This is a genomic window from Thermophilibacter sp., from assembly GCF_966187215.1.
In genome coordinates this window covers 1-13,529 of sequence record NZ_CBIFYV010000045.1, presented here as the reverse complement: position 1 = coordinate 13,529, position 13,529 = coordinate 1, and the positions used below count along the sequence as shown (strand labels likewise).

The following is a 13,529-nucleotide window of genomic DNA, read 5'->3' as shown; positions in this document are numbered from 1 at the left end:
TTGCACCCCGAAAAGGTAGCTCTGGTGGGGGGAGAAAAAAACCCCCCCCCCCCCCGTTCCCACGTCCCCACTGTCAACCCTAGTAGTGGCGACCGTAGCGGCCGCCGCGGATGCCGCGCCCGCGCTGGCGCGAGCCGGCGAACATCGTGCGCGTGGAGCGCTTGGTGGGGCGGTCGGCCTGCGGGATGATGCGGCCGCTGTCGTACGAGAAGCCAGGGAGGTCCCACACGGGCACGAGCTTCTTGGTGAAGTACTCGATCTCGCGCAGCGGGCTGATCTCGTCGGGCGCCACGAAGGTGTAGGCGTGGCCGGTGGCGCCGGCGCGGCCCGTGCGGCCGATGCGGTGCACGTAGTCCTCGGGGTCCATGGGGACGTCGAAGTTGACCACGGCGTCGATGCCGCTCACGTCGATGCCGCGGCTCATGACGTCGGTGGCCACGAGCACCTGCACCTTGCCGTCGCGGAAGCGCTCGAGCGCGCGGGCGCGAGCGGCCTGCGGGCGGTCGGCGTGCATGACGTCAACCTTGACGCCGGCGGCCTTGAGGGTCTTGGAGACGTCGTCCACGCGGTGCTTGGTCCGGCAGAACACCAGCACGCGCTCGGGCTTCTCGCCGGCCGCGCCGCCGGTGTCCAGGAGGGCGCGCAGCAGGTCGATCTTCTGGCCCTGCGTGACGGGGCAGAGGTGCTCCTCCACGGTGTCCGCGGTCTCGCCCACGCGCGCGATCTCAACGGTCACGGGGTCGGTGAGCAGCGCGTCGATGGTGGACTTGATCGACGGCGGGATGGTGGCCGAGAAGAGCAGCGTCTGGTGCCGCTCGGGCAGCGCGTGCATGATGCGGCGGACGCTGGGCCAGAAGCCCATGTCGAGCATGCGGTCGGCCTCGTCGAGCACGAGCACCTTGACCTGCGCGAGGCTCACGTGCTTGTGCTCCATGAGGTCGATGAGGCGGCCCGGCGTTGCCACGAGCAAATCGCAGCCGCGCTGGAGCTCGGCGATCTGCTTGTCGAACTTGGTGCCGCCCATGACGATGACCGCGCGCTGGCCGGTCTTCTCGCAGACCACGCTCACGACGTCCTCGATCTGCGCCGCGAGCTCGCGCGTGGGGGTGACCACGAGCGCGTGCGGGCCCTTGCCCTGGCCATGGGCACCGGCGATGAGCTGCAGCGTGGGCAGCGCGAAGGCCGCCGTCTTGCCCGTGCCGGTCTGCGCCGAGGCCACGATGTCGCGCCCCTCGAGGACGACGGGGATTGCCTGGGCCTGGACCGGCGTCGGCGTGGTGAAGCCGAGGGCGTCCACCCCGGCGAGGATCTGCTCGTTGAGCCCGAGCTCGGCAAATGTAGTAGTCATGCCTGCCAGTATAGTGCATGGGCGCACTCCCGGCCTCCGCCGCGGGGCCCCGCACGCCGCCGCGCGCCGTATACTGTCTCCGTTAACGTGCAGAAACGGAGTCGCACATGCCCATCAACATCCCCGACGGCCTGCCCGCCAAGACCATCCTCCAGCAGGAGCGCATCTTCGCCCTCGAGGAGGAGGTGGCCAGCCACCAGGACGTCCGCCCGCTGCACGTGGCGATCCTCAACCTGATGCCCACCAAGGTTGAGACCGAGACTCAGATCCTGCGCCTCATCTCCAAGTCCCCGCTGCAGGTGAGCTGCGACTTCATGCGCGTCTCCACGCATGAGTCCACGCACGTCTCCAAGGACCACCTGGTCAAGTTCTACGACACCTTCGACGCCTTCCGCGACAAGAACTACGACGGCCTCATCATCACCGGCGCGCCCGTGGAGCACCTCGAGTTCGAGGACGTGGACTACTGGGACGAGTTCTGCGAGATCGTGGACTGGAGCCAGGAGCACGTGTTCTCCACCATGTTCCTGTGCTGGGGCGCGCTCGGGGCGCTGTGGCACCTCTACCAGATCCCCAAGCGGCCGCTCGGCGCCAAGCTGTTCGGCGTCTTCAAGCAGCGCCTCTGCGACGAGTACAGCTTCCTCACCAACGGCTTCGACGAGGTCCACTACATGCCGCACAGCCGCCACGCCGCCATCGACACCGGCGAGCTGGCCAAGCACCCCGAGCTCTGCGTGCTCTCCGAGGGCTTCACGAGCGGCCCGTCGCTTCTCGCCACGCGCGACTTCCACGAGGTCTACGTCACCGGCCACTTCGAGTACGGCCGCGACACCCTGGCCGACGAGTTCTGGCGCGACTTCCACAAGGGCCTGCCCATCCGCGTGCCCGAGAACTACTTCCCCGACGACGACCCCGAGAAGCAGCCGATCTTCACCTGGCGCGCGCACGCCAACCTGCTCTACCGCAACTGGCTGAACTGGGTCTACCAGATGACGCCCTACGACCTCGCGCAGATTCCGTCTGCTGTCGCCGACCTGCGTGAGCGCGCCACGGGCCACGTGGACAAGTTCTAGGGAGGGCGCATGGGCGAGAAGGACACGGGACGCGCCGCCGCCGCGGGCGAGAAGGACGCGGCGCCCCGGGAGCGCCTGACCGGCGAGCTGCTGGACCAGCTGCTCAACGCGCCCACGCCGGAGGCCTACCTCGACGAGGGGCTCACGATCGACCGCACGCTACCCGAGTATCTCGAGCAGCTCCGCGCCGAGAAGGGCCTCAAGCGCTCCGAGATCATCCGCGCGTCAGACCTCAACGGGACGTTCGTCTACGACGTCTTCAAGGGCAAGAGCCGTCTGGGTCGCGACAACGCCATCATGCTGGCGCTCGGCATGGGCTGCACGCTGCTGGAGACCCAGCGGCTGCTGCGCCTCGACGGTGTGGCCGAGCTCTGGCCCAAGGTGCGCCGCGACGCCATCATCATCTGGTGCGTTAACCACGGCTTCACCCGTCTGCAGACCGACGAGGAGCTCTACCGCCTGGGCGAGAAGACCCTGTTCGGCACCGCGCCGCTCCGGTAGGCGCGCCCGGCCCCTGCGGGCCCGTCCGCCTCGCGCGCCGCGCCCGGTTTCAGTTGCGAACTGAGGAATCAGTCAGCAACTGAACATAAGCTTTACCATGGTTTGGTGGTGGGGCCCGAGCGAGCGGAGCGCAGTTGAACGACAACCAGGTCATACACGCCCTGGGCATCGACGATGCCTACGAGGTCGATCGCGTGCTCGCCAGCGGCCCGGGCGGCGTGACCGAGCTGGTCTCGCTGGACGGCTCCGGCCCCTTCGTCCGCAAGCGCATACCCTCCGGCCTGGCGCGGCGCGGCGTGTGGGCGTCGCTCGCGGAATGTGGCAGCGCGCGCCTGCCGCATGTGGTGGCCACCTACGAGATGCCCGACGAGTTCGTGGTCGTGTGCGACTTCGTGCCGGGCGAGAGCCTCGAGGACCTCGTGCGCTCGCGGGGGCGCCTCGATGAGCGCGACGCGCGCCAGGCGCTCCTGCAGCTGTGCGAGCCCGTCGCGGCGCTGCACGCGCACGGGATCGTGCACCGCGACATCTCGCCGACGAACGTCATCATGGCGGCGGACGGCGCGCACCTCATCGACCTGGGCATAGCGCGGTTCCGCACGGAGGGCGTGACGCACGACACCACGCAGCTCGGCACGCGCGGCTTCGCGTCGCCCGAGCAGTGCGGCTACGCGCAGACCGACGCCCGCTCCGACGTCTACTCGCTGGGTCGCGTCTTCGGCTACCTGCTCACGGGCGTGCTGCCCGAGACCCCCGACTCGGCCGAGTATGAGCGCGCGCTGGCCGACGACGAGGTCGTGAGCCCGCAGGCGCGCGAGATCGTCCGCCGCGCGAGCGCCCTGGAGCCGAGCGCGCGCTACCAGAGCGTGGCCGAGCTCGCGGCGGCGCTGTCCGGCGAGAAGGTCGAGGCGCCCGTGGCGGCGCCGGCTGCCGGGCGCGCCGGGGGAGCGACGGGGCCCGCGCGGGGCGGGCGCCGCTGGCCGCTGGCGCTTCTCGCCGCGGCGGTGGTCGTGGCGTGCGTCGCGCTGGTCGCCGTCTGGGCGCTGCGGCCCGGCGCGGCTGGCGATGAGCCCGCGACCCAGCAGCCGATTGCGAGCACGGACGGGGGCGCGGTTGCCGACGCCGGGGACGCGGGCGCCGGCGACAACACCACGACGGTGGCCTTGAACGAAGGCGTTGAGCTGGAGATCACGGAGTCTGGCTGGTCCGTTAACGACCAGGGCTTCGTCTTCTACGCGGTGGCTCTGAGGAACCCGGGAAAGATGCAGGTCGACTACCCCAGCATCTCCATCACGGGGCGCGACGCAGACGGCGGCGTGCTCTTCTCGGACGAACAGGTCTTCTCGGTGGCCCCGGGGGGAGAGACAGTCTACTGCGCGGGCATGACGGGCAATGGGGGAGAGGCCCCGGCCCAAGTGGAGTTCTCGCCGCTTGGGGTTGAGGACTACAACGTCACCTCGATTGAGGGGGAGTCGACCAAGCTCAGCGTCTCGGGCGTTCGGACCGTTACTGATGAGTTGGGCGGCGCGCGCGTTGTTGGCGAGGTGACCTGCGAGAAGGACGACGGCTCTGACTATGGTAGCGACGTCAGGCTCTCGGTGGTCCTGCGCGATGAAGACGGAGCGATCGTGGGCGGTGCGCCGGGGTTCGTGACGCGTCCCGCGGTGGGCGAGTCGGCTTCGTTCGAGGTGTCGCTCACGGGCGTTCCGGAGAATTACGCCTCGATTGAGGTTTACGCCAGTCCGTGGTAGCCGGCATAATGGACGGTGCCCTCCTCAAGACGCACGACGAGTCGGGCGGTTCAGAGAAATCAGTGATTTTTCGTATGATGTCCGAGTAGGCTCGTTTTGACACAGCTTGTGAGCTGGGAATCTTCTAAGCCGCATCTGTTCATACCGGACGGTTGCTCTCAAAATCACTGATATATCCGCTCAACGCGCGGAGCCGACCGTTCGCGGATTGCTCCGTGCCAACTCTCGGTCATCCGATGCCCGTGACCACGGCCGTCAGCGAGCTGCAAGCTAGGCGTCAGGCAGTGGATTCCAGCATCTCCTATGCTCCCCATACGCTAGGGGAGGAGACGTCATGGGAATCTATCTGAGTCACGACTCCGCGATTCGCTACTGGCTCACGAAGACGGGGGGCGAGTGCCTCCCCGAGAGCGCCGACGTTCACACGCTCGCTTTCGCGAGCGGGCGCGTGGGGGAGATTAAGGAGGCGCGTCTGCCGATCGACTACTCCCGGGAGCGGCCCCTGCACGTGCTGGTCCCCAACCGCGAGAGCGCTCACTCGGCTGTCGCGGTGGTGCCGCACGTCTGGTCGGGACCGTTGCCAGGTGGCTCGTTCTGTGCGCTCTCGGGTCAGAACTGCGTGAGCTCTCCCGAGTTCGCCCTGGTCCAGATGGCGCGAGGACACTCGTTGCCTGAGGTCATGCGACTCGCTCTCTGCCTCTGCGGGCGATTCTCCATCTCCGATTCGGGTCGTGACTATGTGGGTAGCCGCCCTCCGCTCGCGAGCCCCGAGTCGATAGCGCGCTTCCTCGAGGGGGTGCCGGGGGGACATGGGACTGCCGTCGTTCGAGAGGCGCTCCGCTATCTCGTGCCCGATGCGGCGTCGCCCGCTGAGGTCCTGCTGGTCGCCGCCTTCGTGCTGCCGCCGAGGCTGGGGGGATGGGACATGCCACCCGTCAGCGTTAATCAGCGCATCGATGTTGATCCGTGGCTGCGCCCCGTCGCGGGTGCGAGTTACTTCGTGGGCGACATCTACATTCCCTCCGTGAGGGGTGATGTGGAATTTGACAGCTACGAGTATCACACGGGACGCTATCGGCTCGACCACACGCAGGCGCGCCGCAACGTTCTTGAGGTGATGCACGTCAAGACGATGTCCGCGACCTGGGGCCAGATCAACACCTTCGAGCGTTTCGAGACCTTCATTCGAATGATCAAGGTGCGCTTTGGCATACCGGAGCGCAGCTTTACGTACGAGGAGCGCGAGGCGCAGATCGAGCTCTACGAGCTCCTGACGGATCCCGCGGCCGTGCTGTTTTGACGTCCGTGGAGAAATCAGTGGATTATTCCGCATCCGCCAAGTATCGCTTCCAGGCACGAATCTCTGACCTGCGGATTTGCATAGCGATTCCGATGAGCTACTTAGAGGACCCTCGAAAAAACACCGATTTCTAACTTCGAGCAGGTGGCGTTGCGTCCAGATTCGATAACGGAGACGAACCGCTCGCGTAATTCAGCTGGCAACTGAGGAATCGCCCTCCGCCCCCTTTCAGAATGAGACCACGTCTTCTGAAAGGGGGTTGCTATGGATGACTCCGCAACGAGCGTGGCAAAGAAGGGCCCGGGCTGGCCCATGATCGTGGCGTTGGTGGCCGTTGCCCTCATGGTCGTGGCGTACTTCCTGCCCTATGCATCCGCCACGCAGGACTACCGCGACGCGCTCATGACGATGCCCGACTACGCGCAGAGCGACGAGCTGGGCATGACGAACGCCGACATCGCGGACATGTCGCTCTTTGAGTACGCGCGCGTCTACGCCGCAGCCGGGGATCTGGGCGCGAGCACTGCGTTTACGGTGATCTATCTCCCGCTGCTCGTGGGGGCCGTCGCGCTTCCCGTTTTGGCGCTACTGTTCGCGGCGCTCAGAAAGCCGATTCCCGTGATTGTCTTCTCGGTGCTGGCCGTAGCGCTTCTTCAGCTGCTGAACTGGGACTTCGAGGACCGTCTTGTTGTTCCGAGCAGCTCTTATGACATCGGAATCGCCCGCTGGGTGTACCTCGTCGCCGGCATCGCTGCGATTGCGGGGGCTGTCTGGGGCATTGTGCTGCGGCGCAAGGTCAGGACTATCGCGTAGCTATTCACTTGGGCAAAGATTGGAGAACGTTATGAAAAAGAGCGCCTTGCTGGCCATGGCCCTAGTTGCGTCATTGGGAATCGCCGGCTGCTCTGGGCAGGCAGCACCCTCTACGGATGGGGGCGCGGCGTCGCCCGATGCCGCCTCCCCGGCAGCTCAGGCTCCAGGAGAGGATGACTCAATAGAAATCGACGAGATTGACTGGACGGTTGATGAGAGCGTAGTCAACGGGAACAGGAAGCTTTCGCTTAGCTATACGAACAACTCCACATTCCCGATCATCTACTTTGAGATCGAGTTCGACCAACGTGAGGACGTCACTGACGAGCAGCGCTCAGCGTTTGACGAGGTTTATTCCGACCCTGACTACACTCCGAGTGCAGAACCAGACGAGATATACATTGTCGGCCGCAACGAGCATTACGTCGAGCCGGGCGAGTCTGCCGATCCCGTACCGTGCGGCCTCGCCTACGCCATTACGAGCCCAACGCTCGAACAGTATGATCTCATGGAGCCCAGCATTGCGCACATCAGGTATGTGGGCAACGATGGCAAGGTCTACCGAGAGTACTACGACTTCTTGAACGACAAGTACAGCTTGGACAGCAATGGAACGGAAGAGACTATCTCGTCCGAGGCTTGGCCGGATAGCGAGCTGGCACAAATGTTGCCTTCGTTTGATGCTCCAGCGGTGCTCGTGGATAGCGACGAGACGGATACCTTCTCGTTTCATGCGTATGGGGCGACTGCCGATGAGTTCGCCGCCTATGTTGATGCGTGTAAAGAGAAAGGTTTCACCACGGTTGATTATGAAAGTGGCACGAGTTACGACGCAACTAATGATTCGGGGTATGAACTGAGTGTTGCCTATTACAGCAGCAGTGATGCGCTTAGTGTCAGGCTCGAGGCTCCCGGTGCATAAGCATCAGCATTGTCTTTGATGGCTTTTGAGAGAGTTTTGCTGGAGTTCCTAAAACTCAATCAGGTCCCGGACGCGCACGTCGAGCGCGCGGGCAATCCGAATGAGCACGTCGATGCCAACATCAGCCGCTCCTGTCTCGATCTTCCAGAGATAGGAGCGGCTCGTGCCCGTCATGAGCGCGAGCCGGCGCTGCGAGATTCCGCAACGCGTGCGCTCAGCGCGTATTCGGGAACCGATGGCCCGCTTCTCCGCCTCGTTGTCCATGCCGGTAAGGATATGAGCGCTATAGTCTGGTCATGCTCTCTATAGAGAGCCATATCAGAGAGCGCGGAAGGATGTGCGATGGGAATCAAAATCGACAAGGGCACGACCAAGTCGCTCAGGATCGGCGGCATCTGCGCGGTTGTGGGTCTGGTGCTCGGCATCGTGGGCACGCTGTTCGTTTCCAACTACAACCCGCCCGACAGCATCGGCGAGCGGGCGTCGGTCGTCTTCGGGCGCATCGTCTCCCAGAACGAGCTCGTCTCGGTCTCCCAGGACTACAACATCACGGACAAGCAGGAGGACGCAAACTCGTTCTTCGGCCTGTTCGACATTCCTTTTACGAACAACAGCTTCTGGTACCGCTATGCGGGCACCATCAAGGCGGGCGTCAACCTCCAGACGGCCGAGCTCGAGACAAGCGGGAACACGTTGACGGTCACGCTTGATCCCGCCTACATCATCTCGAACACCCCCGACATGGAGAAGTCCGGCGTCCTTGAGGAGAACAACAACGCGCTGAACCCCATTCACGTCGAAGACGTCGACGCGTTCCAGCAGTGGTGCGTGGAGGAGAGCGAGACGCAGGCGGTGGAGGGCGGCCTTCTCGATGAGGCCCAGACCGAGGCGGAGGCTCGCCTCACGCAGCTCTTCACGGCCGCGCTTGGCGATGACGTGACCGTCCAGTTTGTCTGGCGCGAGGCGCCGGCCGAGAACGCCGAGTCGTAGTCCCAGACCAGTAAAGGAATCGGGAGTAGCGCAATGTCTGAAGAGCCTGCCGCACAGGAGCGCGAGGCACAAGGTGCCGTGCCGCATCGGTCTGCCGAGGACTACGTGAACGCCGCAAACGCGGTGATCGACATAGCGGAGATTGCGGTCTCGTTCTTACCCGGGGGCGGCGCCGTGGCAAAGGTGGCGACCAAGGCCGTGCGGTATGCGCCGGCCGCCCGGAAGCTCGTGTCCAAGATTCCCGACGTTGCGCCCATTGCCGGTCAGGTTGCTGGGAAAATCCAGCAGAAGGCCCCTAACGTGGTGGGGGAGCAGGCCGGAAAGATCGCTGGAGCAATGAAGGGCGTCACGGCGGCGGTGGGCGCGAAGGGTCAGGCTGCTGGAGACGCCATCAAGAGAACGGTCGATGCTCGGGCACAGGAAAAGGCGCGCCATGAGGCCCGACGGGCACTGCTGGATGGTGCCGGAATCCGCATGCCGGTCGACCAGTTCATGGAGAACCGGGCCGCCCAGGCGAAGCTTTCCAGCCAAGCCGGTGACGACTACCTGGCCTACTGCGGCTGCTACGCCATCGCAACTTATCCCGGTCCCGTCAAGAAGGATGATTACGGCTCATTCCAGGACATCTACATCGGGAAGTCCCTCAATATGGGTCAAAGCATCCACGCGGACATCGTCGGCAGGGGCAACGTCGACGTATATGCCGACGTGAAGTACAAGCAACACGTCTACGTCCTGCTGTACCCCTGCGAGCCAGAGAAGCTGGACGCGCTGGAGGCCTCTCTCATCACCGCGCTTGACGCGGACGTCTCATACAACGCGCCGCGCGCGTAGAGGCGCGCGCCCGCGCTTCTCGCATCGGCGGCCGATAACCCGTTTTGCGGCCAGCAACCCGCATCGGCGGCAAACAACCCGCAAAAATTGATTTCATATTCATATATTTGCTGGATTAAGGTTTGTGGATGTCAGATTATGCGGGTTATTTGGTCGGTCGCGGCGAGAAGGGAGGAGCGCCGGCGGCGAGAACCGCGCCGCACCTCCGCACCCAACCCGCACGAAACGGGCCCCGAGCTCACCGCCCGGGGCCCGTCACCTCGTCACTGATGCCGGCGCGTCAGCAGGTCGCGCCGCCCGTCACGTTCTTGGCCAGGATCGCGTCCTTGTCGATCGGCGCGGTCAGCAGCTTGTCCTGCACGTAGTCAAAGCCGAGGCGCGCCACGGTGTCGGCGAAGCGCTCGCCGCTCTGGCCCTCGTCGCGGAAGAACAGGATCGCCCGCTCCACGACGTCCATGACCTCGTCCTCGCTCGTGAAGATCTTGTCCAGCGCCCGGCCGTGCGCGGTCTTCTTGCCCCAGCGGCCGCCGATGTAGACCTTGTAGCCGGCGAGCCCCTCGGTCACGGCGCCAAACGGGCAGCTCCCCACGCAGCGCCCGCAGTGGTTGCACGCGGAGCCGTCGATGGTGATCTTGCCGTCGGGCCCCACCTGCGCGTCCCCCATCGGGCAGGCCTTCACGACCTGGCAGACCTTGCACGCGCGGCACTTGGACAGGTCGATCTGCGGCACGCGCTGCCCCACGATGCCCAGGTCGTTGAGGTCGGGCTTCACGCACATGTTGGGGCAGCCGCCCACGGCGATCTTGAACTTGTGCGGCAGCTCGACGCCGTGGTAGCCCACGTAGAAGCGCTCGTGGAGCTTCTCGGACAGGTCGAACGTGTCGATGAGGCCGTACTGGCAGGTGGTGCCCTTGCAGCTCACCACCGGGCGCACCTTGGAGCCGGTGCCACCCGCGTCGAGCCCGTGGTCGCGCAGGAACTGGATGCACGGCTCGATCTGCTCGTAGCGCACGCCCTGCACCTCGAGCGTCAGGCGCGTGGTCATCGTGACCTCGCCCGAGCCGAACTTCTCGCTGGCCTCGGCCACGCACTTCTGCTCGGCGGCGGTCAGCTTGCCGTTGCGCGTGATCACGCGCACGTTGAAGACGTCGTCGTAGCGCTTGTCCTGCAGGCAGCCCATCCCCTTGAGGCGCTTGATCTCGGCCGCCGGGAGCTTGGCGCCGCGCCTCGGCACGCGCACCTCGTTGAACGTGAGCCCGCCCTCGAGCACGCGCGTGTTGGTGTAGCCGGCCGCCTTGAGGCGCACCTGCGCGAAGTAGGCGCGCTTGCCTCGGCCGCAGACCAGCAGGAGCTTCTCGTCCTTGGCGTGGCCGGGCAGCTCGCCGTCGAGCGTCGCCAGGTCCTCCCAGCCGGCGCCGGGCACGGTGGCGGCCGGCATCAGGTCTACCACGGCGTAGTCGGCGGCCTCGCCGGCGGCGTACTGGGCCGGCGTGAAGGTCTCGAGCTGGCCCGAGAGCTTGTTCTCCAGCACGTAGCCGGCCGTGACCACCGGGTTGATGGCGGTCGAGAAGGGCGGCGCGTACGAGAAGTCCATGAGGTCGAGGTCCTCCACGCGCAGCTCGCGGTAGATCGCCACCACGGCGATGTCGCAGAACTTGTCCACCGCGCCGGCGCTCACGAACTGCGCACCGAGCAGTCGGTGCGTCGCGCGGTCGGCCACGAGCTTGGTGACGAGGTCGGAGGCGCCGGGGTAGTAGTGGGCCTTGTCGTCGGTCACCACGACCGCGGTCTCCACGTCGTAGCCCGCCTCGCGCGCCTGCGCCTCGGTGAGGCCGGTGCGCCCGGCGTTGAGCGTGGGCAGCAGGCGCACCACGCCGGTGCCCAGGACGCCGGGGTAGGGCGTGGGCGTGCCGGTGAGCGTGCGCGCGAGCGCCCGCGCGGCGATGTTGGCCGTCGAGCCCATGGCGCTCCACTGGGGCTGACCGGTGATGGCGTTGCGGACCTCGGCGCAGTCGCCGACGGCGCAGACGTCGGGCACGTTGGTGGCGGAGTACTCGTCCACGAGCACGCACCCCTTGAGCGTCTCGACGCCGGAGCCGTCGAGCCAGGCCGTGGCCGGCCGGATGCCGATGGCGAGAACCACCACGTCGGCGGGGAGCGCGCCCGCGGGCGTCTCGACCGCCGCCGCGCGTCCGGCCGCGTCGCCCTCGCCGGCGGCGATGCCCGCGAGCGCCGTGCCCGTGAGCACGCGCACGCCCGCCTCGCGCAGCTTGCGCGTGACGAAGCCCGCCATCTCGGGGTCGAACGCGTTGGGCATGACCTGCGGTGCGGCGTCGATCACCGTGACCGACAGGCCGCAGCCCAGCAGGTTCTCGGCCACCTCCAGCCCGATGAAGCCGGCGCCCACCACCACGGCCCTGCGGCAGCCGTTCCTCTCGATGTAGGAGCGGATGCCCTCGGCGTCGTCGGGCGTGCGCACGCAGAAGACGCCGTCCAGGTCGGTGCCGGGCACGGGCGGGACGAACGGCGTCGCGCCCGTGGCGACGATCAGCTTGTCGTAGGCCTCGGCGTGCTCCGAGCCGTCCTTCTCGCGCACCGTGACCTCGTGCGCCGCGGCGTCGAGCGCCACCGCCTCGCAGCCGGTGCGCACGGTGACGCCCGTGAGCCCCTCGTAGGCCGCCGGCGTGTTGACGATGAGCTCCTCGCGCGTCTTGATGTCCCCGCCGATGTAGTACGGCAGGCCGCAGCCCGCGTAGGAGATGTCCTCGCCCTTGGTGACGACGAGCACCTCGGCCGAGCGGTCGCAGCGCTTGAGCTTCGCCGCGGCCTTGGTTCCGGCGGCCACGCCGCCCACGATCAGGTACCTCATGTGCGCACCTCTCCCTTGTGCGCGCCGCCCCTCGCGACGCGCGCCTTCAGCTTTCTCCATGTTAGGCCCGAAGGCGCGGCTCTGCCCTCGGCGCCCCCGTGCGCGGGCTATCATGGGGCGAGCGTAGCGTCAAAGGGGCCGCGGCCCCCGGAGGGAGACCCATGAGCGATCAGCGCGCGGCGAGAACCGCCATCTTCAGCGACATCGACGGGACCCTGCTCAACTCCGAGCATCGCATGACGCCGGCCACCCGCAGCGCCATCCTCGAGCTCGAGGCCAAGGGCATCCCCTTCGTGATCGTGACGGCACGGGGCATCACCGGCACCTACCCCCTGCTCGAGAAGAACGACATCGCCTGCCCGGTGGTCACCTACAGCGGCGGCGTCATCCTCGACGAGAAGCGCAACGTGATTCACCACCACGGGCTCACGCGGGCGCAGGCGCAGGAGGTCGTCGACTTCGCAACCGCCGAGGGCTTCGACATGACCTGGAGCGCCTACTCCTTCGAGGACTGGGTGGCCCCCGACAAGAGCGACGAGCGCCTCAGGGCCGAGGAGGCCGTGGTGATGGCCGAGGCGCGCGAGGGCGCGATCGACTCCATCGAGCGCGACGAGGTCCAGAAGGTGCTGTGCCTGTGCAACCCCGCCTGCACGGACGAGATCGAGCGACGCCTGGTCGAGCGCTTCCCGGAGCTGTCGATCGCCAAGTCCTCCGACGTGCTCATCGAGGTCATGAAGGCCGGAACCACCAAGGCGCAGGCCGTGCGCACGCTCTGCGACATCTGGGGTCTGGACCCGGCGGACGCGATCGCCTTCGGCGACCAGCACAACGACGCGCCCATGCTCGAGGCGGTGGGCCGCGGCTACCTGATGGGCAACGCGCCTGCCGACCTGCTCTCGCGCATGCCGCTCCACGCGCCTGACAACGATCACGACGGCATCGTCTGCGTCCTGCGCGAGCTGGGGCTCATCGGCGCTTCCAAGATATCATAAGTAAAAATAAATAGAGAATCCGTCTGCGCAAAAAGGCCGCATGTTGCACAGATTGGGACCTCGGACGAAAAGTTGGACACCGCGAGGCGTCCGGATTGGAGTCCAGATGTACCCGATGGAGACGAGGGAGCTCGCCGCG

At 66.2% G+C, this 13,529-nt stretch carries 12 protein-coding genes; 9 read left to right on the top strand and 3 right to left on the bottom strand.

The window, feature by feature from the left end; genetic code table 11:
- Window positions 1-79: 79 nt before the first annotated feature.
- Window positions 80-1,348 carry a DEAD/DEAH box helicase gene (locus tag ACWTSU_RS04120; RefSeq protein WP_455138613.1) on the bottom strand — a complete coding sequence of 423 codons (1,269 nt, stop codon included), beginning with the start codon at window positions 1,346-1,348 and terminating at the stop codon, window positions 80-82.
- 107 nt (window positions 1,349-1,455) lie between these two features.
- On the opposite strand from ACWTSU_RS04120, the gene ACWTSU_RS04115 reads away from it, so the two are divergent.
- The 6 genes from ACWTSU_RS04115 (at window position 1,456) to ACWTSU_RS04090 (ending at window position 7,705) form a co-directional block, all read left to right on the top strand.
- Complete coding sequence (locus ACWTSU_RS04115; RefSeq protein ID WP_455138612.1) at window positions 1,456-2,421, top strand: homoserine O-succinyltransferase; 966 nt, start codon at window positions 1,456-1,458, stop codon at window positions 2,419-2,421.
- A 9-nt stretch (window positions 2,422-2,430) separates the two neighbouring features.
- The gene (locus ACWTSU_RS04110) at window positions 2,431-2,922 is read left to right on the top strand and encodes an XRE family transcriptional regulator (protein ID WP_455138611.1); all 492 of its coding nucleotides are present in this window, start codon (window positions 2,431-2,433) and stop codon (window positions 2,920-2,922) included.
- A 134-nt stretch (window positions 2,923-3,056) separates the two neighbouring features.
- Entirely contained in the window at window positions 3,057-4,670 is a 1,614-nt protein-coding gene (locus tag ACWTSU_RS04105; RefSeq protein ID WP_455138610.1) for a serine/threonine protein kinase, read from the top strand.
- Between the two features lie 334 nt (window positions 4,671-5,004).
- Complete coding sequence (locus ACWTSU_RS04100; protein WP_455138609.1) at window positions 5,005-5,970, top strand: hypothetical protein; 966 nt, start codon at window positions 5,005-5,007, stop codon at window positions 5,968-5,970.
- A gap of 264 nt (window positions 5,971-6,234) precedes the next feature.
- Window positions 6,235-6,783, top strand: a complete 549-nt coding sequence (locus ACWTSU_RS04095) for a hypothetical protein (RefSeq protein WP_455138608.1) — start codon at window positions 6,235-6,237, stop codon at window positions 6,781-6,783.
- A 31-nt stretch (window positions 6,784-6,814) separates the two neighbouring features.
- Window positions 6,815-7,705, top strand: a complete 891-nt coding sequence (locus tag ACWTSU_RS04090; protein ID WP_455138607.1) for a DUF6591 domain-containing protein — start codon at window positions 6,815-6,817, stop codon at window positions 7,703-7,705.
- Between the two features lie 48 nt (window positions 7,706-7,753).
- On the opposite strand, the gene ACWTSU_RS04085 is transcribed toward ACWTSU_RS04090, so the two are convergent.
- Window positions 7,754-7,969, bottom strand: coding sequence for a helix-turn-helix domain-containing protein (locus tag ACWTSU_RS04085; RefSeq protein WP_455136073.1), 216 nt, complete (start codon window positions 7,967-7,969; stop codon window positions 7,754-7,756).
- 78 nt (window positions 7,970-8,047) lie between these two features.
- Between ACWTSU_RS04085 and ACWTSU_RS04080 the strand changes: the two genes are divergently transcribed.
- A complete protein-coding gene (locus ACWTSU_RS04080; RefSeq protein ID WP_455138606.1) occupies window positions 8,048-8,695 on the top strand; it encodes a DUF4230 domain-containing protein in 648 nt (215 codons plus the stop codon).
- Between the two features lie 33 nt (window positions 8,696-8,728).
- Window positions 8,729-9,529, top strand: a complete 801-nt coding sequence (locus tag ACWTSU_RS04075) for a hypothetical protein (RefSeq protein ID WP_455138605.1) — start codon at window positions 8,729-8,731, stop codon at window positions 9,527-9,529.
- Between the two features lie 280 nt (window positions 9,530-9,809).
- Here ACWTSU_RS04075 and ACWTSU_RS04070 read toward each other — a convergent pair whose 3' ends face one another.
- A complete protein-coding gene (locus ACWTSU_RS04070; protein ID WP_455138604.1) occupies window positions 9,810-12,398 on the bottom strand; it encodes an FAD-dependent oxidoreductase in 2,589 nt (862 codons plus the stop codon).
- A 161-nt stretch (window positions 12,399-12,559) separates the two neighbouring features.
- On the opposite strand from ACWTSU_RS04070, the gene ACWTSU_RS04065 reads away from it, so the two are divergent.
- Window positions 12,560-13,390, top strand: a complete 831-nt coding sequence (locus ACWTSU_RS04065; RefSeq protein WP_455138603.1) for a Cof-type HAD-IIB family hydrolase — start codon at window positions 12,560-12,562, stop codon at window positions 13,388-13,390.
- Window positions 13,391-13,529 lie beyond the last annotated feature (139 nt).